The 25,723-nt window shown below is 37.2% G+C and carries 20 protein-coding genes; 10 read left to right on the top strand and 10 right to left on the bottom strand.

Translation table 11 applies throughout. The features are described from left to right. The first annotated feature begins 363 nt into the window (after positions 1-363). Positions 364-1,557, top strand: coding sequence for a glycine C-acetyltransferase (kbl, locus tag K319_RS0105490; RefSeq protein WP_027382735.1), 1,194 nt, complete (start codon positions 364-366; stop codon positions 1,555-1,557). 97 nt (positions 1,558-1,654) lie between these two features. On the opposite strand, the gene rplS is transcribed toward kbl, so the two are convergent. Continuing rightward, the gene (gene rplS / locus K319_RS0105485; protein ID WP_027382734.1) at positions 1,655-2,014 is read right to left on the bottom strand and encodes a 50S ribosomal protein L19; all 360 of its coding nucleotides are present in this window, start codon (positions 2,012-2,014) and stop codon (positions 1,655-1,657) included. 126 nt (positions 2,015-2,140) lie between these two features. Continuing rightward, positions 2,141-2,575: an FKBP-type peptidyl-prolyl cis-trans isomerase gene (locus K319_RS0105480; RefSeq protein ID WP_084403400.1), complete on the bottom strand. Its 435-nt coding sequence runs from the start codon at positions 2,573-2,575 to the stop codon at positions 2,141-2,143. Positions 2,576-3,011: 436 nt separating this feature from the next. Here K319_RS0105480 and K319_RS0105470 point away from each other — a divergent pair, with 436 nt between their 5' ends. The 6 genes from K319_RS0105470 (at position 3,012) to K319_RS0105445 (ending at position 11,107) form a co-directional block, all read left to right on the top strand. Then, entirely contained in the window at positions 3,012-3,437 is a 426-nt protein-coding gene (locus K319_RS0105470) for a Fur family transcriptional regulator (RefSeq protein WP_027382732.1), read from the top strand. Positions 3,438-3,539: 102 nt separating this feature from the next. Next, a complete protein-coding gene (locus K319_RS0105465) occupies positions 3,540-5,492 on the top strand; it encodes a heavy metal translocating P-type ATPase (protein WP_027382731.1) in 1,953 nt (650 codons plus the stop codon). 130 nt (positions 5,493-5,622) lie between these two features. Further along, positions 5,623-7,356 (top strand): cellulase family glycosylhydrolase, encoded by a 1,734-nt coding sequence (locus tag K319_RS0105460; RefSeq protein ID WP_027382730.1) that lies wholly within the window; start codon positions 5,623-5,625, stop codon positions 7,354-7,356. Between the two features lie 184 nt (positions 7,357-7,540). Beyond that, the gene (locus K319_RS0105455; protein WP_027382729.1) at positions 7,541-10,006 is read left to right on the top strand and encodes a hypothetical protein; all 2,466 of its coding nucleotides are present in this window, start codon (positions 7,541-7,543) and stop codon (positions 10,004-10,006) included. A 64-nt stretch (positions 10,007-10,070) separates the two neighbouring features. Continuing rightward, positions 10,071-10,370 (top strand): MGMT family protein, encoded by a 300-nt coding sequence (locus K319_RS0105450; protein ID WP_027382728.1) that lies wholly within the window; start codon positions 10,071-10,073, stop codon positions 10,368-10,370. A 353-nt stretch (positions 10,371-10,723) separates the two neighbouring features. Continuing rightward, a complete protein-coding gene (locus K319_RS0105445) occupies positions 10,724-11,107 on the top strand; it encodes an HU family DNA-binding protein (protein WP_027382727.1) in 384 nt (127 codons plus the stop codon). Positions 11,108-11,225: 118 nt separating this feature from the next. On the opposite strand, the gene K319_RS0105440 is transcribed toward K319_RS0105445, so the two are convergent. The 5 genes from K319_RS0105440 to K319_RS0105420 form a co-directional block, all read right to left on the bottom strand. Continuing rightward, positions 11,226-12,380: a serine hydrolase domain-containing protein gene (locus K319_RS0105440; RefSeq protein ID WP_027382726.1), complete on the bottom strand. Its 1,155-nt coding sequence runs from the start codon at positions 12,378-12,380 to the stop codon at positions 11,226-11,228. Between the two features lie 186 nt (positions 12,381-12,566). Then, positions 12,567-13,124, bottom strand: a complete 558-nt coding sequence (locus K319_RS0105435; RefSeq protein WP_027382725.1) for a helix-turn-helix domain-containing protein — start codon at positions 13,122-13,124, stop codon at positions 12,567-12,569. 70 nt (positions 13,125-13,194) lie between these two features. Next, positions 13,195-15,705 carry a M1 family metallopeptidase gene (locus tag K319_RS0105430; protein WP_027382724.1) on the bottom strand — a complete coding sequence of 837 codons (2,511 nt, stop codon included), beginning with the start codon at positions 15,703-15,705 and terminating at the stop codon, positions 13,195-13,197. Positions 15,706-15,798: 93 nt separating this feature from the next. After that, on the bottom strand, positions 15,799-16,593 hold the full coding sequence (locus K319_RS0105425) for a thymidylate synthase (RefSeq protein ID WP_027382723.1): 795 nt from the start codon (positions 16,591-16,593) through the stop codon (positions 15,799-15,801). A 154-nt stretch (positions 16,594-16,747) separates the two neighbouring features. Next, positions 16,748-17,497 carry an SDR family NAD(P)-dependent oxidoreductase gene (locus tag K319_RS0105420; protein ID WP_027382722.1) on the bottom strand — a complete coding sequence of 250 codons (750 nt, stop codon included), beginning with the start codon at positions 17,495-17,497 and terminating at the stop codon, positions 16,748-16,750. Positions 17,498-18,395: 898 nt separating this feature from the next. On the opposite strand from K319_RS0105420, the gene K319_RS0105415 reads away from it, so the two are divergent. Next, positions 18,396-19,421 (top strand): sensor histidine kinase, encoded by a 1,026-nt coding sequence (locus K319_RS0105415; RefSeq protein WP_034671378.1) that lies wholly within the window; start codon positions 18,396-18,398, stop codon positions 19,419-19,421. A gap of 1 nt (position 19,422) precedes the next feature. Continuing rightward, the gene (locus K319_RS0105410) at positions 19,423-20,148 is read left to right on the top strand and encodes a LytR/AlgR family response regulator transcription factor (RefSeq protein WP_027382720.1); all 726 of its coding nucleotides are present in this window, start codon (positions 19,423-19,425) and stop codon (positions 20,146-20,148) included. Positions 20,149-20,181: 33 nt separating this feature from the next. On the opposite strand, the gene K319_RS0105405 is transcribed toward K319_RS0105410, so the two are convergent. The 3 genes from K319_RS0105405 to K319_RS0105395 all read right to left on the bottom strand — a co-directional run bounded on the left by K319_RS0105405 (position 20,182) and on the right by K319_RS0105395 (position 22,882). Continuing rightward, positions 20,182-20,637 carry a hypothetical protein gene (locus tag K319_RS0105405; protein WP_027382719.1) on the bottom strand — a complete coding sequence of 152 codons (456 nt, stop codon included), beginning with the start codon at positions 20,635-20,637 and terminating at the stop codon, positions 20,182-20,184. Then, positions 20,630-22,063 carry a CCA tRNA nucleotidyltransferase gene (locus K319_RS0105400; RefSeq protein ID WP_027382718.1) on the bottom strand — a complete coding sequence of 478 codons (1,434 nt, stop codon included), beginning with the start codon at positions 22,061-22,063 and terminating at the stop codon, positions 20,630-20,632. The genes K319_RS0105405 and K319_RS0105400 overlap by 8 nt, the downstream gene beginning before the upstream one ends. A gap of 264 nt (positions 22,064-22,327) precedes the next feature. Continuing rightward, a complete protein-coding gene (locus tag K319_RS0105395; protein ID WP_027382717.1) occupies positions 22,328-22,882 on the bottom strand; it encodes an L-threonylcarbamoyladenylate synthase in 555 nt (184 codons plus the stop codon). A gap of 286 nt (positions 22,883-23,168) precedes the next feature. Here K319_RS0105395 and K319_RS19835 point away from each other — a divergent pair, with 286 nt between their 5' ends. Beyond that, positions 23,169-25,712, top strand: a complete 2,544-nt coding sequence (locus tag K319_RS19835; RefSeq protein WP_051230444.1) for a TonB-dependent receptor domain-containing protein — start codon at positions 23,169-23,171, stop codon at positions 25,710-25,712. Positions 25,713-25,723: the final 11 nt, after the last annotated feature.

The following is a 25,723-nucleotide window of genomic DNA, read 5'->3' as shown; positions in this document are numbered from 1 at the left end:
CAATCTATCGTTGTCAAAGACGCAGAATAAAAGCAGATAGAACATTTTCCTCCCATGGAGCACTTTACTATAGTGGTCAACATTGGTGGTCGCTGATAGATGGCTTAAAAGCGCCTCGGGAATGAAATCCAGAACCTGACTAAGGGAAACTTTGTGGTCATTGAATACTGACATAAATGTTTGATTATCAGTATAAATATACAAAATTTAAACGACAAAAACAAGTTAATTATTTGATTATCAGGTAATTGTAAAATTATTTTTTGCGCATATAAAAACAAAAAAGTCGGAAGAAAATCTTCCGACCATGACTATTTATAACGGTGCTTTTTTTATTTTTGTTAAAATCGAAAATCAATAAAAATGATATCAAAAAAATTCCTTGAGAACATCACAAACGAATTGACAAACATAGAAAACGACGGGCTGTATAAAAAAGAAAGGATCATCACATCGCAGCAAAGTGCAGAGATAGAAGTTGGAGGAAAAAAGCTTCTGAACTTCTGTGCGAACAATTATTTGGGATTATCTAATAATCCGGAGGTGATGAAAGCGTCTCAAGATGCGATAGGGTCTCACGGTTATGGAATGTCGTCGGTTCGTTTTATTTGTGGGACTCAGGATATTCATAAAGATTTAGAAGCCAAGATCTCCAAATTCCTCGGAATGGAAGATACGATTCTTTACGCTGCTTGTTTTGACGCCAATGGTGGCGTTTTTGAGCCTTTGTTCTCTGAAGAGGATGCCATCATTTCCGATGAACTGAATCACGCTTCTATTATTGATGGAGTAAGGTTGTGCAAATCTGCAAGATACCGTTACAAAAATAATAACATGGAAGATCTGGAAGCTCAATTGATCGCAGCTTCTGAAAAAAATCACCGTTTCAAAATCATCGTAACCGACGGCGTTTTCTCAATGGACGGAATCGTAGCCGACTTAAAAGGTGTTTGCGATTTGGCGGATAAATATGATGCTTTGGTAATGGTAGATGATTCTCATGCAACAGGTTTTATCGGAAAAACAGGCCGTGGAACACACGAGGCGAATGATGTGATTGGTAGGGTGGATATCATTACTTCAACTTTAGGAAAAGCCTTGGGTGGTGCTTTGGGTGGATTCACTTCGGGGAAAAAGGAAATCATCGATATGCTAAGACAACGTTCTCGCCCATATTTATTTTCCAATTCATTAGCGCCTGGGATTGTTGGTGCGGCTTCCAAAGTTTTGGATATGATCTCCGATGACACTTCTTTGAGAGATAAAGTGATGGAAAATGCAGAATATTTCCGGAAAGAAATGAAGTCCAAAGGCTTCGACATTCCAGACGGCGATGCAGCGATTGTTCCCGTAATGCTTTATGATGCAAAGCTGGCACAGGAAATGGCAGAAAAACTTTTAAACGAAGATATTTATGTGATTGGATTCTTCTATCCTGTTGTTCCGAAAGGCAAAGCAAGGATCAGAGTTCAGCTATCAGCAGCTCATTCAAGAGAACATTTGGACAAAGCTATTATGGCTTTTGAGAAAGTAGGAAAAGAATTAGGAATTATCTAAAATAAAATCGCTTCCAAAATTTGGAAGCTTTATTTTTTACAACAAAAAACCAGCAAAACTATTTGCTGGTTTTATATTTTTTGAGAAAGTCTCAGAACTATTTCTTACCACCGTAAGCTTTGTCCTTGATTCTTGCTTTTTTACCTCTAAGGTCTCTGAAGTAGTAGATTCTAGCTCTTCTAACTTTACCTTGTCTGTTAACTTCAATTTTTTGAAGTGCAGGCATATTGATAGGGAAAACTCTTTCTACACCAACATCACCAGACATTTTTCTGATAGTGAAAGTTTTTGTGGCACCGGTTCCTCTCAATTGGATCACAGTTCCTTTGAAGAACTGAGTTCTTGTTTTCTGACCTTCTTTGATCTCGTAATACACAGTGATGGTGTCACCGGCTTTGAATTCTGGGAATTCTTTTTTCGTAATGTACTTGTCCTGTACGTATTTTACTAAATCCATTTTTATAAAAAAAATTTGTTTTGTCAAGCTAAGCAACATTCACGTCCTTCGTCAGAGGTTGATTAACAGGTTGCAAAAATATAAATAATTTTCATAATTGCAATACGATCTGAGAATTAAATTTAATTATTTAATGTCCAGCAACTCTACTTCAAAAATCAAAGTACTGTTTGGTCCAATTTCTTTGCTCACTTCTTGTTCACCATAAGCCAAATGTGGTGGAATTGTAAACCTGAATTTACTTCCTACAGACATCAACTGCAAACCTTCCGTCCAACCTTTGATAACTCTGTTAAGAGGAAAAGAAGCTGGTTTTCCACGCTTTACAGAGCTGTCAAAAACCTTGCCTGTAATTGTGGTGCCGTGATAATGGCATTTTACCGTATCTTTTGCTTTTGGTTTCTGTTCTTCGGTTTCTACGAGGATCTCGTACTGCAAACCACTCGGAAGCGTAGTTACGCCATCTTTCTGCCCGTTTTCAACCAAAAAATCTTGACCCTCTTTTAAGTTTTTCTCAGCCAGTTCTTTTTTTCTTTTGAATAATAAATCCGCTACACCCATTTCTAAATTTTTTTCAAAGGTATTTATTCTCAGTCGATTCATCAAAAAATTGCAATTATTTCCCGTAACTTTGACGAGATAAGAAAAGATAAAACAATAGATTAGGAGCTTAATCCCGCTGTCCACTATATCTTTTTTATTTTTTTACAAGTTTTGTCACTTCGATTGAATCGAAGTCCATAAAAAAATAAAAAAGGATGCCGTTCCCATCGGGGCTAGGTGTTTCGTCAACGATTCAAGTTTTGTCATCAAAATAACATTTGTCAAAAAGTCGGAAATTTGAACATTTAGAATAAGTATTATGCTCAATTTAAGACCTGTGAGAGTTAATTCATATTTCTTTGATAAGTTTTACGTCTTTGCGAGCCTTAAAAATATTTTCAATAATGTCAAAAAATCTTTGCGGACTTTGCATTAAAATTTTAGATAATACATTATGAACAAAGAAACCGAAAACAAACTCATCCACAAAAACACCAAACCAACAAGTATGAGAATTCTGGTCTACGATTTTCTGAATTCCCAACCATTCGCCACCTCACTATCCGAAATCGAAAACCATTTCCAGAATGCCGACCGAACCACCATTTACCGCACCTTGAAAACCTTCGAAGAAAAAGGAATCGTTCACAGCATTCAGGAAAATTCAACCACAAAATACAAGCTTTGCCACGATGATTGCGACGAGAAAACGCACAAAGACTGGCATCTTCATTTCTACTGCAAAATCTGCAAACAGACCACCTGCAAAGAAGATATTTCGTTCCCCGAAAGTATGAAAACCAATTTCAGGATTGATGAAATCAGACTTTTCGCTAAAGGCATCTGCGAAAATTGCCTCGAATCGACTTTCAACAATTAAGTAATTTGTATAAGTCTGAGGCTCTCGAAGACATCATTCCATAAAACTTTGCAATAGCATTGCATTTGCATTAGCAATATCTTTGTTAAAAATTATTTCGATATGGAAGAGTGTTGCAGTACAAAACCGAAGAAAGAACATAACCACGAAGCTCACGACCACAGTGACCACGACCACAGTGACCACGACCATTCTCACGGTAATTCAAAAATTGCATTATACATCAGTTTAATCATATTTTTCTCTGGACTCATTTTGGATTTCTGGATTAAAGCGGATTGGTTTACCAGCAACGTTTGGCTGAGATTTAGCTGGTATTTCGTGTCTTATATATTAGTTGCGTTTTCAGTTTTCAAAGATGCATTTGAGCTGGCAAGGAAATTCGATTTCTTCAATGAGTTTTCTTTGATGGGAATTGCAACAATTGGTGCCTTTGCGATCGGCGAATTCCCGGAAGGCGTTGCCGTAATGCTATTTTATACGATTGGCGAAATGTTCCAAGAGTCTGCAGTCAACAAAGCCCGAAATAATATCAGATCATTATTAGACGTTCGTCCAAAAGAAGCCACAGTTTTCCGGGATGGAAACTGGAAAACGATTTCACCGGAAGATGTCAAAATCGGGGAAAAGATTCAGGTGAAAGTAGGAGAGAAGATTCCGTTGGATGGTGTTTTGTTGTCAGAAAAAGCAAGTCTCAACACATCAGCTTTGACAGGTGAAAGCAAACCCTCATCAATCCAAAAATCAGAAGAAGTTCTTGCCGGAATGTTGAACCTCGACCAAGTCATCGAAATCGAAACAACCAAATTATTTGAAAATAGCTCGATTGTCAGAATTCTTCAAATGGTTCAGGACGCAAGTTCCAGAAAAGCCAAAACCGAATTATTCATCAGAAGATTTGCGAAAATCTATACACCTATTGTCTTCTTTTTGGCACTTTTGGTGACACTTATTCCATATCTTTTTGTTGAGAATTATGTTTTCAAAGATTGGCTATATAGAGGTTTGGTTTTTTTGGTTATTTCTTGCCCTTGTGCTTTGGTGATTTCGATTCCGTTGGGATATTTTGGCGGGATTGGTGCCGCTTCCCGAAACGGGATTTTGTTCAAAGGTTCTAATTTCCTCGATATCATTGCGAATGTGACAACGGTCGTGATGGATAAAACAGGAACATTGACGAAAGGTGTTTTCAAAGTTCAGGATATTGTTCCGGAGAACATTTCGAAAGAGGACTTTTTATCCATTTTATCTTCTGTTGAGAGTCATTCAACGCATCCGATTGCAAAAGCCATTTCAGAGTTTCATCCTTCTGATCAGATTCCGGAATCTGTAGAGGAACTTTCCGGAAAAGGAATCAAGGCGATTATTGATCAACAAAGAATTCTTGCCGGAAATACAAAGCTTCTGAAAACTTTCAATATCAATTATCCGGAATTCTTGGAAGAAATTGTTGAGACAACAGTTGTTTTAGCTATTGATAACGAATATAAAGGTTATATCACAATTTCCGATGAAGTAAAAGAAGACTCAGAATTGGCAATTGATCAATTGAAAAATAATGACATAAAAACGGTGATGTTAAGCGGAGATAAAGATTCTCTGACTCAAAATATTGCTAAAAAACTAGGAATAGATTCTGCTTTTGGAGGCTTACTTCCGGAAGGAAAAGTTGAAAAACTGGAAAATTTGAAAAGCAACCCGAAAGAAGTTGTCGCTTTCGTTGGAGATGGAATCAATGATGCACCGGTTTTGGCTTTGAGTGATGTCGGAATGGCAATGGGAGGATTAGGTTCCGATGCTGCGATTGAAACGGCGGATGTTGTTATTCAGACAGACCAACCTTCGAAAATTGCAACGGCAATCAAAATCGGAAAAGAAACTAAAAAGATTGTTTATCAGAATATATTTTTAGCTTTTGGAGTCAAAGTGATTGTCCTTATTTTAGGAGCGGGTGGATTAGCAAATATGTGGGAAGCGGTCTTTGCTGATGTTGGTGTAGCCCTACTTGCAATCCTTAATGCCGTCAGGATTCAGAATATGAAATTCTCTAATTAATTCAAAATATCGATTTATATAACCACCCGAATTATTGAAAAACAGTTCGGGATTTTTGTTTGAGAAAATGCCTTCAAATTAATTTCTTGTTTGTTAATAAAATTGTATTATCTTAGTTAAAAATGAAAATATGATAAGAACATCGCTATTTTGCGCATTATTATTGTCTCAATTTGGGACGGCTCAAGGTTTTTTGAAGACTCAAGGGCAGAAAATTGTGAATTCCAAAGGTGAGAATGTTTATCTGAAAGGTCTTGGATTGGGCGGTTGGATGCTTCAGGAAGGTTATATGTTGAAGACCGATGATTTCGCCGGACCTCAATTTAAAATCAAAGAAAAGATTGCAGAAGTGGCAGGCGAAGATGGTAAAAACGAATTTTATAAAGCTTATCTCAAAAACGGAATTACTAAAAAAGACATCGATTCTTTAGCAAAATGGGGATTCAATTCCATAAGACTTCCAATGCATTATAATCTTTATACTTTGCCAATCGAGAAAGAACCTGTGAAAGGACAAAATACTTGGCTGGAAGAAGGTTTCAAAATGACCGATGACCTTTTGAAATGGTGTGAAGACAATAAAATATATTTAATCTTGGATTTGCACGCAACACCCGGAGGTCAGGGAAATGATGCCAATATTTCTGATAATGACAAATCAAAACCGAATCTTTGGGAAAGCGAGGAGAATCAGAAAAAGACAATCGCACTTTGGAAAAAACTGGCTGAACGTTATAAAGACAAAGAATGGATTGCGGGTTATGATATGATCAATGAGCCTAATTATGGCTTCACCGGAAAAAATCCGAATGGAACAGATGAGATGTCCAACGCACCACTTTGGAAACTTCAAAAAGAGATTTCCGATGCGATAAGAGAAGTTGATAAAAACCACATCATCATTCTTGAAGGTAACGGTTGGGGAAATAATTATAACGGATTGCCGAAACTTTGGGACGATAATCTGGTCTTAAGTTTTCACAAATATTGGACGACCAATTCCCAGGATGCAATCCAGAATATCGTAGATACAAGACAAAAACTAAATGTTCCTGTTTGGTTGGGCGAAACTGGGGAAAATTCCAACGTTTGGTTTACGGAACTCAATCAATTATTGTTGAAAAATAACATCGGTTATGCTTATTGGCCAATGAAAAAGATTGATAATATCGCTGGTGTAACGAATGTCAAGATCACACCGGAATATAAGAAACTTCTTAATTATTGGAAAAACGGAGGACAGAAGCCTACAAAAGATTTCGCTAAAAATGCTCTGATGAAAATCGCTGACAATTACAAAATAGAAAATGTGCAGGTTAAAAAAGATGTCATTGATGCAATGTTCCGTCAAGTAACTGATGAAACGACTAAGCCTTATAAAAACCACCTTGCGCCAGGAAGAATATTCGCGACAGAATATGACCTAGGACGATTTGGAAGTGCTTATTCTGATAATGATTTTGAAAATCTTTGGGTGAGCACAGGAAGCCATACGGAATGGAACTCCGGAAATAAAATGAGAAACGATGGGGTTGATATCTATGCTTGTAATGATAAAATCAACAATGGATTCTATGTCGGGAAAACGGAGAAGGGAGAATGGTTACAATATACTGTGAAAAGTAATCAGGCAAGAAAATACACAGCTACTTTCAGGTATAATAATGATTCTGCACAAACTTCCGAATTGATTGTCAAAACAGAAAATGGTGATGATTTGGCAACGATTAAATTACCCCCAACTGGAAAGAATATTTGGAAAACAGTTTCTGTAGGTAGTGTTAATCTTAATTCCGGAGAAAATAAATTAAGATTGTACTTCGAAGTTGGAAATGCGAACCTAAATTACTTCGAATTGAAGTAACTTCATATCAATACATTTAATTATAAAGCATCTCGATTACGATTGAGATGCTTTTTTGTTGGTAAAAATCACTTTGGCTCGATATTATCTAAATTAACTTATTGTAACAAATTAATTTTTAAATTAGAGTAAGGAATTGGGTAACATTTCTGGGAACTATATTACTACTTAATAAAACCAAACTATGAATAAGATCTTTCCATTCATTTTTCTTTTCTATACCTCTCTGTTTTTTTCTCAAAGTACGCTCACGGTCTACAGGTCTGATAATCAAAAGCCGATCAAAGGTGCAAAAGTCTATTGTAATGATAAATTATTGGGACAAACCAATGATAAAGGGATTGTGACTTTTACAACCAAATGTGCAAAAGTGGATGTGGAAATCGATAATTATATTGGTGATGAAGTAGTGGTGGACAAAGTAATGGAAATTGGACTGGACCGGGAGAACATCAAAGCCAGTGAGATCAAAGGCGTGGTTTTGAGCAATCAAAGTGATCCGAGAGCTTTGGCGATCATTGATAAAGTTTTTAAAAGTTTCAAGAACAATTCGCCTAATTCTCTGGATTCTTATTCTTATAAATCTTACGAAAAAATGTCTTTTGATGTGGACGAGGACAGTATAAACGACTACACCAGATTTTACAATGCCAGGCAAGACTCTCTTTCACGGGTTGCGAATCGCAAGCTGCCTAAAAAAGAAAAAGAAATAAAAGACTCGATAGAAGGAGAGCAGATGATGGGAATTGCCAGAGATAGTAAGCTTTTCCTTTGGGAACGTGCGATGCAGTTTTTATATTCTAAAAAGTATGGCGAAAAAACCAATATTCTTGATAACAGGATCTCCGGTTTAAAAAATCCTGTCTACGAAATGTTGGCTCTGCGTTCCAACAGAGACAAGATCCCGAGAGAGATTCTTCCCGAAAACAGAAGTCTTTACCGATACTTTTTAACAGATTCTATCGAGATAGATGGCAGAGAAAATTTTGTCATCCGTTTCCGACAGGTAGATTACAAAGTTCCTGTTAACCGAAGAAAATACAACGGTTATCTGTACATTGATAAAGAAACTTACGCCATCAAAAAAATTGAAAGTAATAGTAAAGTCAAAACCGATGGAACGATAACTTCTGTTTGGATTCCGATTAATAACAAATGGTTTCTGAAAACCGAAAATCTTAAAATAAAAATGGGCGTTTCAGAATTCTCTACCGTCGGGAAAAAGGAAAATGAAACTGCCGAAGAAAAGAAAGAACGATTAGATAAGGTCAAAAGATTTGGAAACTATGCTTATATGAAGTCCGACTATTTTGACTTTCAGACACCTGTCGACTTCAAGGCTTCACAGTTCAGTGGTTATACAATGAGCGTGAAGAATGCAGATGGTTCTCTACTAGATCAATATAGAACAGATAGTTTGACCGCAAGAGAAAAACTGACCTATGTAAAAGTGGACAGTTTGGGAAAAAAATATACACTGGACAGGAAGGTCAGAGTTCTCACTTCTTTGCTAAGGGCCAAATTTACCGTTGGGATGGTTGACATCAGCCCGCTGCAAACCAGATATAACAAATATGAAGGCTTCCGGCCAGGTGCAAGTTTCAAACTGAATGAGAAGTTTAATAAATACATTTCTCCAGATATATATTTAGCTTATGGTTTCAAAGACCGGGGCTTCAAATATGGAGCAGGTGTAGATGTGAGAACCACTTTGGAAAGAAATTCTTTTTTCCGTTTCGAGTATTTCAATGATGTGATGGCTTCGGGGAGATTCAGTCAAAATCTTTGGAATGCGAAGATGCAGATCAATAACAACGGGATGTCTATCCAGAATGATAAATACTATAAGTTTGATGGATTCAGGCTCGGCTATGAAGTGGATTTGAGCAATTCGTTGACATTAAATGTCTCTGCAAAAAAGCAAAATGAGGAATCTGGCTATCCTTATGAGTTTATGGGAATGTCCAGAAAGTTTGAAAACTTCAGTTCGTTGGCGACCATCAAGTTTTCGCCGAACAACAGAAACATTATGACCCCGGCAGGTAAATATACCTTTGAGCAGAATTTCCCCGAGGTTTTCTTCAATTATGAGCAAGGTTATCAGAGTCTGGGTGGCGAGTTCAATTACAGTCGTTTTGATGTTCTGTACACGCATCAGTTCAGAACATCTTTGGGGATGACGCAGACCAGAGCATTTGGTGGATATTACTTAGGAAAGGCACCGATTTGGCATCTATTCGAGATGGGCGGTTTGGATGGTAATAGCAGTACCGGGATTTTGTCCAATTTCTCTTTGACCAGTTATTTAGGTTTTGCGACAATGACGGCAGGAAAGTATTTTAATGATAAGTTTGCAGGTTATTATATTACACATCGTATTCCTTGGTACTTCAAGAGTTTTGGGAAGAATACTTCCAGTTTCGATTTCATTTACAGAGGTGTTGTTGGTGATATGAAACATCCGGAATATCATCAGATAGAAAACTTTTCTCCATTGGACCATTTGTATCAGGAAGTCGGCTTTGAATACAATAATTTCCTGAGCTCGAGATTCAATTTAGGATTGTTTTACAGGGTGGGTTATTATGCGACAAGTAACTTCAAAGATAACTTTGGAGTACAATTAAAACTAAAGTTGCTTGAGTTTTAAAAATTATTTTCTTCTCTCAATGAGAGAATTATAATGTTTCTTTATTTTAATTTTAACTAAAAAAATGAACGAACTATTCAAACAACAGGTTTACGAGGTAACAAAACTAATTCCTAAAGGAAGAGTTTCTACTTACGGAGCTATCGCAAAGGCAGTTGGTTATCCCAATCATTCCCGTCACGTTGGCAATGCGATGGGTGGCTGTCCCAAAGATGTTCCGGCTCATAGGGTTATCAGTAGTTCTGGAAAATTATCTGTTCCATCTTTCCGGGAAAGATTGGAAAAGGAAAATGTTGTGGTACAGGAAAGTGGAAAGATCAAAGATTTTAATAAACTCTTTTGGAATCCTTTGGAAGAGTTATAATTAAAAAGTGTCCCTTAGTCGCGAGCTAATGGACTTTCTTTTTTTAGAATTAATGACAAAAATTTACTGCGATTTTTAACGAAATTAATCTCAAAAAATGCCCTTCTGCAAGTCCGATGAACAGGGCGTTTGCGAAAGTGGTCAAAAACGTACGTGCGTTTTAGGGAAAAGGCACGTACGTTTTGCTTAAAAGGTACGTACGTTTTAAATGAAACCTCCGTATGTTTTAGTAGATATTTGTAGATTTTTATCTACAGGTTGAAATATTTAATAAAAAATGCTTTTTTGTTTGGTTAAAATTTATACTTTTATCTCATTCGATAAGATTAATTTTAATTTAAAAACACAAAAAGATGCCTATTAAATTCAATGTGATCCCAAAAAAGAATCCTCAAAAAAGAGACGAACCTGCAAAGTATTATGCCAATATCGTAGGGGATGGCAAGACTACACTTAATGATCTGGCCAAGCACGCCGGTGCAATGTCCACGGTTTCCAAAGCAGATATCCTTGCAGTATTGGAAAGTACTTTCTCCAAGATCGCCGAAGATATTGCAGATGGCAAGATCGTGTATGTAGGGGAATACTTCACCTTGCAGGCCAGCGGTTCCAGCACAGGAGAAGAGAAGGAAAATAGTGTTACCGCAGCCAACATCAAGAGTGTGAAAGCGGTCTTCCGCCCAGGCAAGATGATCAAAGATGCTTTGAAGCTGGCAACCTTCCAGAAGAAAGCGTAACGCATACTGGATAACAACAAAAAGCCATCTCATTTGAGATGGTTTTGTTTTTAATTCCAATATTAAATATTGCTATTATCAAGATGAAGTTAATAATAAGTCATTTTGAAAACACCCGTTAATTATCTAAATGACCAAGCCATCCGAGAGGTGTATCGCTATCACCGATACAGGCTTTTAGGATCTGGTTGCTGGCTTTCTCAAAATTTTCACTATTGCTCATCAAGATTACTGCAATACCTTTTTCAGGGAAAGCTACTGCCAGATTTTGATTGGCCTCACCATGACCGGTATGAAAAAATCCCAGACCATAAGGCGAACGAAATAATCCAACGCCCAATCCCCAGGCCAGTTTGATGGCGTCATTTTCGGATGTCAGGCTGTCTTTCAGGGGGCCAAAACCACGTTTGCTTTTAATAAAGACCTGCGGGGATAACATTTGTTCGGAAGAGTGCTGTGACAAGCCTTTTCTCATCATAAGCTGCGTGATGAACAACGCATAATCATCTGCCGTTGTTGACATAGAGCCTGCAGCACGGCTGCTCTCCCGCCTTTCAGATCCGTATTTGCTCCCATCCTTGAAGTAAGCGTAAGAGAAATTATTTTCAAATGCTTTTTCCCATACCATGCTGGTGTGCGTCATTTTGAGTGGCCCGAAGACTTCTTCCCTGGCAATGTTTTCAAGCTTTTTTCCGGTATATTCCTCTATCATGTATCCCAGAAGATTGATGCCTTCGTTAGAGTAATAGAAACGTTCCCCCGGCTTGGCGATCAGGCTTACTTTGTCATTGTACAGATGACGGAGTACAGGCATTCCGGAACTATGGTCCAGCAACATCCTCGGAGTTATCCGCTTAAATGCAACCGTATCCTCTGCCAGATCTTTCCATTTTGGGTATTCTCCGATCGGCCTTTTAAGATAAGTATATACAGGTCTGTCCAGATCTAATATACCTTTATCTGCCAATCGCAGAAAAATATATGCGGACACTGGCTTTGTGAGAGAAGCGCCATACATGACGGTATTGTTGTTCAATGGTTTTTTGTACTCTGTATCTTTATATCCCAAACTTGATACCCATACGAGCTTGTTTTCATTGATGACCGCTACCTGAAGGCCTGTAATATGGCTGCTGTCCACGATGTGGGCCAGTCTTTCCCGGAGCGTCTTTGTAAGGACACGTGTACCGTTGAGATGTTTGACCTGATTGGCCTGTTGTGAATAAAATACAGACACAAAGAAGATGAATGTGAAGATAAATAGTCTTTTCATGTTTAAAAATATTGAATTTTGAGACGCTTCAAGGGGCTTCTATTCATATTAGAAGTCACGAAAATCATTCGTACTTGTGTTATAGATCAGAGCACCTAGGAAACAAGTACAAAGCTAGTAAACAGGGGCTTGTATTCTAACGACAGATACGTGACACCTTTACGTCACCTAATATTTTAGAAGCATTTATCTCAGAAATGAAAAGCTCAGGGGGTATCGGATGGATTGTTTATTCATCGCTCTAATCAGATTGATGCAAGTAAGTGCAAGAGCATAGATGTATATCAATAAGACCAAGGAAAAACCTATAGGAAATTCATAGACCATCAATGAAATAGCGGGGATAAAAAGCAAAGTAATGCTTATCTGGAAATTGATCGTCTCTTTGCCTGTGGAATCATATTCCGGAAGCTCATCTTTCTTCATCCACCACAGAACGGCCGGCAGGATAATATTGAGGATAGGAAAAAACAGACCTGCAAGAGCCAGCATCTGATACAAAGGGACGATTTTGCCAGGCCTCTTTATCTCTTCCAAAGTTAATGATGCTCCTTCAGGCTTCAAAAGATCTTCTGTCTTTACGTCCAGACATTCGGCCAAAAGTTTTAGCGTGGTCAGGTGAGCTTCCACCGTACCTTTTTCGATACGCTGGATGGTTCTGACACTCACTCCGGAAAGTTCGGATAACTGTTCTTGGCTCAGCCCTTTGTTTCGGCGGTAAGTTGCTAATTTGGAAATTGTCATGAAACAAATATATAAAAAACAGACACTATTGATATAGTGTCTGCATATATATTAAAAATACGAATGGGATTTATTTAAACGCCTCTATCGCCTTGTTTATCGCCTCGATCTGCTGGTGTATTGTCGGGCTGTTAGGATTAGCTTTCAGAACTTCCATTTTTTTGTTCAGACCATCTTTCAACATTTGTACAATCATCATTTTCACTTGCGGATTATCTGGCATTTGAGATTTGGCCTGTACAAGAACTTTAGTGATTTTCTCCGTAGCTTTCAAGTTATCAGAAGACATGATCCAGTTGTAACCTTCTTCCGCAGATTTGCCAAGAGTCGGGTCCTGGAATTTGATAAAAGGGTAGAAGGCAACAGTGGTTCCGATAGCTGGCATCTGCTTTTCTATCTTTTTTGATACGATAAGCGGAAGTAATTTGGATATTAGATCATCCGATGCGCCATTCAAATCGATATTTTCGATTGCTGCGACTGCTTTGGATGGGTCAAGATCTGCGATTCCAGCTAAAGAAGAACCTTTTACTGCATTAGAAACAGCATTCAGACCTTTTTCATAAATAGAACCATACTTAGCATTTTTAGTTTTTGCTAAAGCTGAGATTGCTGCGGCTTGAACAAATGTTTTCGGGTCGTTGGAAGCTAGTTTTTCTACTTCAGCGGTCAAAGCTTTTGCCTGGTCTGGATTACTCAGATCAAGCAGTTCCAGAGCTTGTTCTCTGATCCTGAAGAACGGGTCTTTAAGCGCCGCAGCCAAAAGCTTGATAATCGAAGGGTTTTTAGCATCTGCCTCTTTAATTCCGTTTAAAGCATTGTATTTACTCTTGAATTCTTTTGAACCGGTAAATTGTAATAAATTTTGTTCCGGAGTTTTAGAATCGGTAATGTCAGCAACCAAAATGCCGTCTGCGTTGATATTGATAAGGTCTGGATTCTTCGAGGAATCAAAAGAAAAAGTATTCTTTGCTTTTGCATCCACCCAAACATTGAAACGTTTTGGTTTGCCATTGTCATAAACATCGATTGCCAAAGGGAACTCAAAAGGTAGATCTTGAGATTGATTGATAACAACGGTCACTTGCTTTTTAACAGGCTCAAAAGTATAAGTGTAATTCAATTTCGGATGTCCGCTTCCAAAATACCATTGGTTGAAGAACCAGTTCAAATCTTTCCCAGACACTTTTTCGAATGATAATCTTAACTGATGAGCCTCTGCGTTTTGATATTCGTAAGTTTTGAGATAATCATTCATTCCCGCAAAAAAGGCATCATCACCAAGATAATTTCTCAGCATATGAAGAATGCCGCCACCTTTTTGATAGGTCACCAGATCGAAAACATCTTCGCGCGATGCATAATCAAATCTTACGAGGTCCTTTTTGAAGTCTCCGGGATTGTGAAGATAATTTCCTACATCCTCCATCTGATGGTAATCGGCCTGGTCTTTTCCGTATTTATATTCGTTCCAAAGATATTCTGAATAGTTGGCAAAAGATTCGTTAACGGTCAAATTGCTCCAGCTTTCTGCTGTGACAAGATCTCCGAACCAATGATGGAACAATTCGTGGGCGATGGTGTCTTCCCATTTGTTCTCGTCAATTAACTGCCCGGTTTTTTGAAGGATATCACTTCCGTGTAGTGTTGCGGTTGTATTCTCCATAGCTCCGGAAACATAATCTCTTCCGGAGATCTGTGCATATTTTGCCCAGGGATAATCGTAGCCTAATTTCTTGGAGAAAAACTCGATCATTTCCGGTGTGTTACCATAGATCTGTTTTGCGTAAGGTTCATATTCCTTCTCGATATAATAATCTACGGGGATGTTTCTCCATTTATCTTTCACAACCGCATATTCTCCAACGCCCATGAAGAAAAGATAAGTAGAATGTCTCTTATCCATTACCCAATGGTCAGTTCTCATATTTCCGGATTCTTTTTGGGAATCTTTCAGAATTCCGTTGGAAAGGGTGACATATTTATCAGGAACGGTCATATAGATTTCCTGAGTTGTCTTCTGGTTTGATTTGTCAATTGTTGGGAACCATGCAGATGAAGATTCTGTTTCTCCCTGAGTCCATATCTGTGTTGGCTTGTCCGGGTCTTTGCCTTGAGCGTTGATGAAATAAAGCCCTTTTGCATCATTGATCGCAGCACTTCCTGCCTGTTTTACTTCATTGGGACGAGCTGTATATTTAATGTAAACCGTATAGTCTTGATTCTTCTGATAAGTTTTATCAAGCGTGATCTTCAGTTCATCATTTTTATAATCGTATTTCAAAGGCGATTTTGAACCGTTCTTATCCAAAGCAACTTCGTGGATCAGCATTCCTTTTGCGTCAAGAATCAATTCGTTGGTTGCATAGAAGAAAGGACTTGCGGTCAGCCACTCTTCGCCATTCATTTGTTCTTTCTGATAATCGAAGCTGACTTTCAGTTTGGTATGTTTTAGTTCTGTCGTTTTGGTGTGGGTTGCTCTGTAAGGAATGGTTCTTCCCGAAGTCTCTGTTTGTGCAAAGATGGTATTTGAATTAAATATAGCACCCAGAAAAAGTGCTGCAATGAATATTTTCTTCATTTTATTGAATTATATCGTTGATTTATTTTAAAAGAGATAAGTGTTTGTTTTTAAAGGAATGTTACAAAAAAAAGCGGGAAATTCCCGCCTAATTTATATCGCCACAGGTGCCTTGATCCCCGGATGTGGGTCATAATTTTCCAAAGTAAAATCCTCAAAATCAAAATCAAAAATATCTTTGATCTCAGGATTCAGTTTCATTGTCGGCAGAGGTCTCGTTTCTCTGGAAAGCTGTTTCTGAACCTGCTCAAAATGATTGTTGTAAATATGGACATCACCAAAAGTGTGGACATAATCGCCAACTTCCAGCCCGGTAACCTGAGCAACCATCATCAGTAAAAGTGCATAGCTCGCTATGTTGAAAGGAACTCCCAGGAAGACATCCGCACTTCTCTGATATAACTGAAGTGACAATTTCCCATCAGCCACATAAAACTGAAACAAAGCGTGGCAAGGTGCCAAAGCCATATTCGGGATTTCCGCAGCGTTCCAGGCAGAAACGATTAATCTTCTGGAATCAGGATTTTTTTTGATCTGCTCAATGACTTCAGAGAACTGGTCAACTACTTTTCCGTCTGCACCGCTCCAGCTTCTCCATTGTGCGCCGTAAACCGGGCCCAGGTCTCCATTTTCATCTGCCCATTCGTCCCAAATTGAAACGCCGTTGTCTTTAAGATATTTGATATTCGTATCTCCTTTGATGAACCAAAGCAGTTCATAAATAATAGATTTCAAATGAACCTTTTTAGTCGTGACTAAAGGGAAACCTTTGGACAGATCGTAACGTAACTGGTAACCAAAAACGCTGCGTGTTCCTGTTCCTGTTCTGTCGGTTTTATCGGTTCCGTTATCTAAGATATGCTGAAGTAGATCAAGGTAGTTTTGCATTGTGAAAAATTATCAGCTTCAAATTTAGAAAAAACAAATTTTAAAATCTTCATTTCAAACCTAAAGTTATCCATATCAATACGATTTCGATTTTCTATTAAAAAAAGCATCCACAAAAAAAGTGAATGCTTCCTAAAATATTTGTTTCCAGATCTTAAACCGCCGTATAACCGCCATCAACAAGATAATAACCACCTGTCATGAAAGACGATTTTTCTGAACTTAGAAAAAGAACCAGTTCTGCAACTTCTTCCGCTCTTCCCAATCTTCCCATTGGATGTTTTGCGATCAAAGCTTTTTTATGTTCTTCATCAAGCTGATCCAAAAGTGGCGTATCAATATAACCGGGGCCTACTGCGTTACAACGGATGTTTTTTTGCGCGTATTCTGCTCCTATATTTTTCGTAAGACCTACAACTGCGTGTTTTGTTGAAGTATATGCTGAAGAAAGCGGCGCTGCAACCGTTCCATGAATAGAAGCTATATTGACGATAACACCACCTCCGTTTTTTTCCATCTGGGTCAATTCATATTTACAGCCATAGAAAACACCATCAAGATTGATGTCAATTACTTTCTTCCAGCCGTCCAAAGTATAATCTCCCGTTTGATTGGCTTCTCCACCGATTCCCGCATTGTTGCATGCAACATCCAATTTTCCGTAAGCGTGGACTGTTGCGTTGACAAGCACTTCAACTTGTGCAGGATCTGAAGTATCTGCTTTTACGAACGTCGCTTCTCCACCTTCTGATTTAATTTGTTCAACGGCTGATTTTCCGTGTTGCTCATTGATGTCGGAAACCACAACTTTTGCACCTTCTTTGGCATACAATTTTGCGATTGCGAGTCCAATCCCCGAACCAGCACCTGTAACCAAAGCCACTTTATTGTCTAGAATTTTCATAACAAATGAAATTTTAATTTGTTTTATTAATGCTTTATTAAAGCAAAAATGATGCAATGCAACCTTTTCGACAGTTAATAATTTCTTAAATGTTTCAAATAGAATCAATGAATATATTTCACATCGAAACAATTTTGCTTTTCTTCTATAAAATCCTTGGTTTCGTCTAATAGATTTGATATTGTTTTCTATATGGGACAATTTTGTCCCCATGAAACAATCGTACAATACAAAATAAACTTCAATACGGAGTACATCAATGAACCCGAAGGGTTCAATATCAATAGCCAAAGGTTTCCAACCTATAAAAAAATGAATAGAAATTAATATTGTGAACTTTTTGCAAACCAAAAATATGCAGACGGAAATGTAGAAGTAATGAAACAGAAAAAATGAAAACGGGCAATGAAAAAGATAATGAAGAAGTCGGGTTTGCAAAAAGTTTTTTAAAAGAAGCCTGAAGGGTTCAATATCAGTGGCCGTATGTGAAACCTATGAAATCCAATATAAAATCACGAATAAAAACGTGAAAAAATAATCAAAATGGATTTCACCAATTTATTAAAAATAGTCTGGACAGCCTTTTTCCCCACAAAAACAGAGGTATCCTGCAAGAAAAGCGACTCAGAGCGACCCAATTGATGTCTTGAGATAAGAGTTATAATTGTTGGAGAAAAATAATCGCAAAGCAAAACGAAGTTTATTTAAAACACATACAGAAAATTTGACCTTGCTTAATTAAATAGTTTTAAGCTAATAAATAAGATAATGGTAGAGAAATTTTTAAATTTACTTCTTGAAAATTTTCACAAATCCAATATTTTTAAGGGTTTGAACAAATTCAAGTTTTAAAAGGATGAGAAGTTGCAATTTTGTGCTTTAATCTCTTAATTTAAAAATGATAAACCTAAAAAATAAAAACCTTGAAATCAGCCTTCATCTCTTGATTTGGCTGGTTTTATTCTTCCTTCCTGCTGCATTTACGATTGGTTCCCAAACCGATTGGAGTGCGATTTTCAGGCATTTTTGGCTTCAGCTGTTTTTCCTTGCTATTATTTTTTATCTCAATTATTTTATTATTGTAAAATGGCTGTTTGAAGATAAAAGACCACGGTTCTTTACATCCAATTTTTTACTGCTTGTCATTCTGATAGTTGTTAAAAGCCAGATTTTCGGACTGCTTGAGCCAGAACGACCGAAAATGCTGGGAAAACGCCCGCCAGAGGGAATGCGTTACTTTTTTGATTTTTTGATTTATCTGATTCCTGTCGCATTTTCGATTGCCATTAATGTAAGTAAAAAAATGCAGAAAGCGGAAGAAATGAAAATAGAAGCCGATAATATCAAACTGCAGTCTGAACTTCAACATCTTAAATATCAGTTGCAACCGCACTTTTTCTTCAATTCTCTCAATAATATTTATTCTCTGATTGATTTTGATTCGGAAAAAGCCAAACAAAGTGTTCATAGTCTGAGCAAACTGATGCGGCATCTTTTGTACAAAACCGATGTTGATAAGATCAGTCTTTCCGAAGAAATTGATTTTCTGAATAAATACATCGACTTGATGTCATTAAGATTGAATGACAAGACTAAAGTCTACACCAATTTTCCAACGAAAGTTCCAAGTTTGGAAGTTGCTCCGTTATTATTTATTTCGATTGTTGAAAATGCTTTTAAACATGGTGTTTCTGCAACGCAACATTCGGATATTAGTTTTAAAATGGAAGTTTTTGAAGATGAAATTCAGTTTACTGCTTCTAATTCTAATTTCCCGAAAACCGATACAGACAAAAGCGGTTCGGGTATTGGGGTCGAAAATCTGAAAAAAAGACTTACCTTGCTTTATCCTGGAAAACACGAGTTTCATTCCTGCCTAAATGACGGAATGTACATCGCGGAAGTGAAATTGAAAACGAAGTAAGATGAAAAAAATAACCTGCCTTATCGCCGACGATGAACCAATGGCACTGAATCTTATCGAAAGTTATGTCCTGAAAACACCTTTTCTGGAACTGAAAGCCAAATGTAACAACGCCATCGAAGCAATGCAGGTTTTGGAAGAGCAAAAAGACATCGATCTATTTTTTCTGGATATTCAAATGCCAGATTTGACAGGTCTGGAGTTTTCAAAACTGCTTCCTCAAAACAGTCGGGTGATTTTTACGACCGCTTTTGACCAGTACGCGATCGACGGTTATAAAGTGAATGCTTTGGATTATTTACTGAAACCTTTTGATTATAATGAATTCCTGAATGCCTCTACAAAAGCTAGAAATTATTTTGAATCTCAACAAACCATTTCAGTTGCAAAACCTGAGAGGAAACAAGAGTTTTTCTTCGTAAAATCTGAGTACAAACAAATCAAGATCAATTTTTCCGAAATCCTTTATATAGAAGGTTTGAAAGATTATGTGAAAATTTATTTGAAAGACAATCCAAAACCAATTCTAACTCTGATGAGCCTGAAAAAGCTGGAAGAAGAATTGCCTTCGGATAATTTTATGAGGATTCATCGTTCCTTTATCATTGGTCTTGACAAAATAGAAGCGATTGAAAGAAATCACATCATCATTGAAAAAGAACAGATCGCCATTGCTCCGAATTACAAAGATGCACTGATGGAATATATCGGTCGCAAAAGTTTGTAAATTCCCCTCACTTGGAAGGTCAATAAGAATAAATCAAAAAATTTCCACAATCTTCTGACCCATATTATTCAGAGAAAAAACTTCGTCTTTCTGTTTTCCGTTCATCACTTTTGCCAAAGGAGATTCTGGTGAAATACAAATGATTTTTTGATTTTCAAAAGTGATCTCGCCCAGAGAAACTGAAATAAAGAACAAACCTCTTTCTGTCTTTACAATGGCCCCTTTTTCGGCTTTATCAAACTTTTTTATCATCCTGAGGCTCTCGAAGGATGTTTTCAGAAAATCCTGTTGTTTCAGAACTTCATTCAACTGAACTTGTAGGTTGTTGATCTCCTGCTGAAGCATTTCTCTGCCTGTTTCATATTTGTCGCCCATTGAGCCTTTGGTGTCATTGTTTGACGCTCTGGTTTCTGAAATCAGTTTTTCAAAATTCTGGATTTTTTCGTAAAGTTTTTGGCGGACGATTTTTATTAATTCTTCTTTATTCATTTTTTACTACTAAAGTCAATCCCAATTTTTCAGCTTCATTGATCACAAATTCTCTGGCTTGATCTTTGTCATTTTTGATTTCACCTTCCAGAATGGCCTCCTTCACTTTTTCTTTCAGAATTCCTATTTCTCTGCCAGGTTTCAACCCAAATAATTCCATGATCTCTTCTCCTGAAATTGGTGGTTGGAAATTCCTCACCTGGTCTTTTTCTTCGACTTGCTTTATTTTCCTCGCCACATATTCGAAGTTTTTTTTGAATTTGGTTTGTTTCGAATAATTTTTGGTCGTGATATCGGATTTGCAAAGGATGAAAAGGTCTTCCAGATCTTCTCCGGAATCAAAAAGCAAACGGCGCAACGCGGAATCAGACGCATCATCGGTGATCAACGCAATTGGTCTGGCGTGCATTCTCACAAGTTTTTCCACATATTTCTGTTCCTGTCCAAGTGGAAGTTTTAACCTTTTAAAGATCGATTTTATCATTTTTGAACCGAGAAATTCGTGACCGTGAAAAGTCCATCCAATTCCTTCTACAAACTTTTTCGTTGGTGCTTTTCCGATGTCGTGGAGTAGCGCTGACCAACGGAGCCAAAGTTTATCAGTGCTTTCAGAAATATTATCGACAACAGCCAGAGTATGGTAGAAATTATCTTTATGCGTTTGTCCGTCGATATCTTCTATGCCTTTTAGTGCTGTTAATTCAGGAAGAATATATTTTAAAAGTGAGGTTTCTTCTAATAATTTTAATCCTTTGGAAGGCCTATCGGAAAGCATTATTTTATTAAATTCCACCATGATCCTTTCCATCGAAACAATTTTTATTCTTTCCGCTTCGTCTTTGATGGCTTTCAAAGAATTTTTTTCAATTTCGAAATCCAAAGTTGTGGCGAAACGAATCGCTCTCATCATTCGTAAAGGATCGTCGGAATACGTCTGATGAGGTTCCAAAGGCGTTCTCAGTATTTTATTGGATAAATCCCGCATTCCGCCAAATGGATCTATCAATTCTCCGAAATTATCTTTGTTAAGGGAGATCGCCATTGCATTGATCGTGAAATCTCTACGCTTTTGGTCATCTTCCAGGGTCCCTATTTCGACAGATGGCTTTCTGGAATCCTCACTGTAGCTCTCTTTTCTGGCACCAACAAATTCCAGTTCCAGGTCTTTGTAACGAAACATCGCCGTCCCGTAAGTTTTGAAAACGGCCACTTTTGTTTTTGGGTCGATTTCTTTTGCGATACTTTCAGCGAGTTCTATTCCGCTGGATTCAGTCACAAAATCAATGTCCGTAGGTGCTTTTCTTTGCATCAGCAGATCTCTTACGAAGCCACCAACTGCATAAACAGATTGTTCTTTTCTGTCGGCAACGTCAGAAATGATCTTGAAAAGTTTGAGGTTTTTATTTTGGTTTAGGTTTATGAACATTACTAAAATTAAGAAATGAAATCCTTATATATAAGGACTCCTTTATAAGATACAAAGATAATTGTTTTTAAAGTTATTATCTTGTTTATTGGAAATCAGGACTTTTTGTCTTTTTTAGTTTGTTTAATTATTGAAAATCAGACATTTTGCTATAAAAATAAGGGCGGTATTCTTTTTGTGATCTTGGTAAACACAAAAAGTAGTTTTTTTTCATAGTTTATTTTTCCGGCGGATGGTCTTGCGAAAGGTCATCCGCCGGTTTATTTATTCGCGGAGGATTTTGATCTGGTTGTTGTTCCACACTTTGATGACAGAGGAACCCGAAAACTCAGAAACTTTGTCCTGATCGTCTTCTACGATATAGTCGACCGCATTTTTGATTTCGTCCGAGATATCACTGAATTTCATTGGGGATTTTTGTCCGCTAAGATTAGCAGATGTTGAAACGAGAGGTTTGTTGAGTTTTGAGATCAGTTTTTTACAGTAATCATTCTTTACGATTCGTATACCGACGCTTCCGTCTTCTGCTAATAATTCTTTGGGAAGATTTTTAGGATTTTCGTAAACTATCGTTACGGGTTTTTCGCTCAAATCAATGATTTGCCAAGCCATCTCGGGAACGTCCACCAGATCCTGCAGTCGTTTTTCAGACTCTACTAATATAATAAGAGACTTGTTCTGTTCTCTTTTTTTGATGTCAAATATCTTTTTGATCGCTTCGGGATTGGTCGCATCACACCCGATTCCCCAAATGGTATCGGTAGGATAAAGTATGGTTCCTCCGGATCGTAAAATTTCTATTGCTTGTGTAAAATCCATTTTGAGTGTCGATTTTGGGAATTTTCTAATGTTAATTGCTAATTAAAATTGCAAACCATTGATATCAGAAGGTTTGACTATTTTCGACAATTTTTTCAGTAAAAATTATCTATTGCAAATTTAACAATAAATGAACAGATTTTTAAAAAGTATTAACCTGTTAAACTTGATTTAACATAATCTCTATTTTCGTAATGCTTAATTAAAGATTATTTAAAAATTCTTATACATTCGGATTGCTTTCCATATCATTTCTTTGGCAACGAAGAAAAAAGGAAAGTAAAAAATGAAAGCAAAAACGATAAGCATCAGTGCTTTGTTTCTTTGTATGTCAACCACAACATTGTTGGCACAGTCTACCCAGGATACACTAAAGGGTGAAAAGAAAATCGACGAGGTGAAGATCATTGGTAATACTAAAAAAAGTAGTGAGTCCAATATCATTCAGGTCCAGAAAAAATCTGTAGAGGTAATTGAAAGAGTGGGAGCCGCACAGTTGTCCAAACAAGGTGTGGGCGATGTTGCCACTGCAGTCACAAAAGCTACCGGAACCGTTAAGCAGGAGGGCGGAAACACAATCTCTGTAAGAGGACTTCTTGACCGTTACAATGCAACAACTATGAACGGTTTGCCAATCCCATCGGATGATCCTGAAAATAAAAACATAGATTTATCATTACTTAAAACTGATATCATTGATTATATTTCTCTTGAGAAAGTTTTTAACCCAAGATTGATGGGAGATTTTGGTGGGGCTAATATTAACATCGTTTCCAAAGAATATTCAGGTAAAGGTTTCATCACTCTAGGAATGGACAGCGGTTACAATCTTCAGAATTCTAAAACAGATAAATTCCTTTTGCAGGATGGCCCCAATTTTTTTGGGACCAAAGTCCAAAAGATACCTGCTAATGCACTTTCTGCATATAATTATAAAACCAGCTGGAATTTCAAAGATGCCTTCGGACCATCGATGACAATGCCAATTAATACAGGCATGAACCTACAGGCCGGAAAATCTTTCAGAATTGGAGAACAAGGTAGGCTAAATACCTTTGCATATGTTGGCTTCAATAATGATTTTACATACAGAGAAGGTTCAGAAGGTCAGTTCGGAGGACAGGAAACTATTTATAAATCTTTCGATAAGGTTCAGAAATATGCTTACAAAACAAACACCACAGGATTACTTAACTTATTCTATAAAATTAATACCAATCATCAGTTGAAATGGATTACAAATTATATCCATTCCACAGATCAGGAAGCAAAAATTTATGAAGGTTACATCCGTGATTATGCTGAAAATAAAGGTGGATATGTAAGAAGGGCAGATTATAAAGTGACCAATACTTTGATCAACCAATTAGGTGGTGATCATAAATTTGGTGAAAAATTCTCTATCAACTGGATTGCAGGTTACAATTACCTGAACAGCCAAAGACCAGACAGGATAACAAATACCCTCGTGAGAAATGACGATGTAGAAGGTACTTATTCTGCTACCAGAGAAAGTGGTCTTAATAACCGTTACTATGATAATCTAGATGATAAAGAATATACTGGCAATATCACATTCAATTATAATTTGAATGAGAAATTCAAAATAGCAGCAGGATATCAGGGACGTTTTAAAAAGAGAACATTCTTCTCTAAACAGACAGATTTCAAATGGGATAATGATGTTGCATCACCAATCAAAATTACTGACCCGAATAATGTTGATGCCATTTTCAATTCTTATAATTATGCCAAAGGTTTTTTTAGAATCACAAGTAACTTTGGTGATGCAGGTGTTTTACAGCCCATATTATACAACGGAGATCAGGATATAAATTCAGGATTTGCCAATGTTGATTACAAATTATCAGACAAATTCTTAATACAATTAGGAGCTAGATATGATCGCGTAAGACAGTATATAGAGTGGCAGATACAGTTCCCTACTTATTTCAAAGGTGTCGAGATTTATAACATAGAGAAAAATTATAATAAATTCTTACCTGCGGTCAACATCAAATACTCTATAAATGACAGACAGAATTTAAGATTGGCAGCATCCAGAACTTACACGCTTCCGCAGCTGAAGGAGATGGCACCATATATCTATATCGATGTAACGGAAACTACTCAGGGTAACCCATTCCTAAGACCTTCTGATAACAATAACTTAGATCTGAAGTGGGAATATTTCCCAAGATCTGGTGAGGTTATATCATTCACGGGATTTGGAAAATATATTCAGAACCCAATTTCAAAAACTTACATCAATTCCTCAGATCCTTATTTCTCATATCTTAATGCAGGAGATTGGGCTTATGTTTACGGGATAGAGGCTGAAGTCAGAAAAGACCTTTTCAGTTTTGGTAGCGGTTCAAAACTTTACACTTTCATCAATGCAACTTATATGGATTCCAAAGCAGAATTGGATACAGAAAAAGTAAATAGAGAAAATGAGTACTCAGTTAACTTCGATGTGAAAGAAGACAAATTGCAAGGCGCTACAGATTTCGTAGCCAATGCAAACCTGGGACTCAACCACAAATGGAACAGCGGAAACGAGTTAGACCTTGTAGCTTCTTATTCTTATGTGGGCAGCTATATCTACTCCATCAGTACAAACAGCATCGGAAACATTGTACAGAAACCTATCAATATGTTGGATTTTACAGCAAAGTTCAGATTCCAAAACAACATAGATTTCGGTATTTCTCTTAAAAATCTTCTTAATCCGGAAATCAGAAGGGTACAGGAGAATGATATCAATTCAGAAACGTACAACTTCAAAAGAGGACAGGTTATTGGCGTAAACGTAGGCTATAAATTTTAAATAAATAAAAA

It is taken from the genome of Epilithonimonas caeni DSM 17710 (assembly GCF_000426465.1).
GTDB lineage: Bacteria > Bacteroidota > Bacteroidia > Flavobacteriales > Weeksellaceae > Epilithonimonas > Epilithonimonas caeni.
Note: the sequence above shows the minus strand (reverse complement) of the source record. Positions and strands in the feature narration are given on the sequence as shown.

Bases quoted from the DNA above. Each gene is read 5' to 3' on its own strand.
- K319_RS0105470 (WP_027382732.1), top strand. From the start codon at position 3,012: ATGAACAAAGAAACCGAAAACAAACTCATCCACAAAAACACCAAACCA.
- K319_RS0105425 (WP_027382723.1), bottom strand. From the start codon at position 16,593: ATGCAAAACTACCTTGATCTACTTCAGCATATCTTAGATAACGGAACC.
- K319_RS0105445 (WP_027382727.1), top strand. From the start codon at position 10,724: ATGCCTATTAAATTCAATGTGATCCCAAAAAAGAATCCTCAAAAAAGA.
- K319_RS0105480 (WP_084403400.1), bottom strand. From the start codon at position 2,575: ATGGGTGTAGCGGATTTATTATTCAAAAGAAAAAAAGAACTGGCTGAG.
- K319_RS0105395 (WP_027382717.1), bottom strand. From the start codon at position 22,882: ATGGATTTTACACAAGCAATAGAAATTTTACGATCCGGAGGAACCATA.
- K319_RS0105410 (WP_027382720.1), top strand. From the start codon at position 19,423: ATGAAAAAAATAACCTGCCTTATCGCCGACGATGAACCAATGGCACTG.
- K319_RS0105460 (WP_027382730.1), top strand. From the start codon at position 5,623: ATGATAAGAACATCGCTATTTTGCGCATTATTATTGTCTCAATTTGGG.
- K319_RS0105420 (WP_027382722.1), bottom strand. From the start codon at position 17,497: ATGAAAATTCTAGACAATAAAGTGGCTTTGGTTACAGGTGCTGGTTCG.
- rplS (WP_027382734.1), bottom strand. From the start codon at position 2,014: ATGGATTTAGTAAAATACGTACAGGACAAGTACATTACGAAAAAAGAA.
- K319_RS0105415 (WP_034671378.1), top strand. From the start codon at position 18,396: ATGATAAACCTAAAAAATAAAAACCTTGAAATCAGCCTTCATCTCTTG.
- K319_RS0105465 (WP_027382731.1), top strand. From the start codon at position 3,540: ATGGAAGAGTGTTGCAGTACAAAACCGAAGAAAGAACATAACCACGAA.
- K319_RS19835 (WP_051230444.1), top strand. From the start codon at position 23,169: ATGAAAGCAAAAACGATAAGCATCAGTGCTTTGTTTCTTTGTATGTCA.
- K319_RS0105435 (WP_027382725.1), bottom strand. From the start codon at position 13,124: ATGACAATTTCCAAATTAGCAACTTACCGCCGAAACAAAGGGCTGAGC.
- K319_RS0105430 (WP_027382724.1), bottom strand. From the start codon at position 15,705: ATGAAGAAAATATTCATTGCAGCACTTTTTCTGGGTGCTATATTTAAT.
- K319_RS0105400 (WP_027382718.1), bottom strand. From the start codon at position 22,063: ATGTTCATAAACCTAAACCAAAATAAAAACCTCAAACTTTTCAAGATC.
- K319_RS0105405 (WP_027382719.1), bottom strand. From the start codon at position 20,637: ATGAATAAAGAAGAATTAATAAAAATCGTCCGCCAAAAACTTTACGAA.
- kbl (WP_027382735.1), top strand. From the start codon at position 364: ATGATATCAAAAAAATTCCTTGAGAACATCACAAACGAATTGACAAAC.
- K319_RS0105450 (WP_027382728.1), top strand. From the start codon at position 10,071: ATGAACGAACTATTCAAACAACAGGTTTACGAGGTAACAAAACTAATT.
- K319_RS0105440 (WP_027382726.1), bottom strand. From the start codon at position 12,380: ATGAAAAGACTATTTATCTTCACATTCATCTTCTTTGTGTCTGTATTT.
- K319_RS0105455 (WP_027382729.1), top strand. From the start codon at position 7,541: ATGAATAAGATCTTTCCATTCATTTTTCTTTTCTATACCTCTCTGTTT.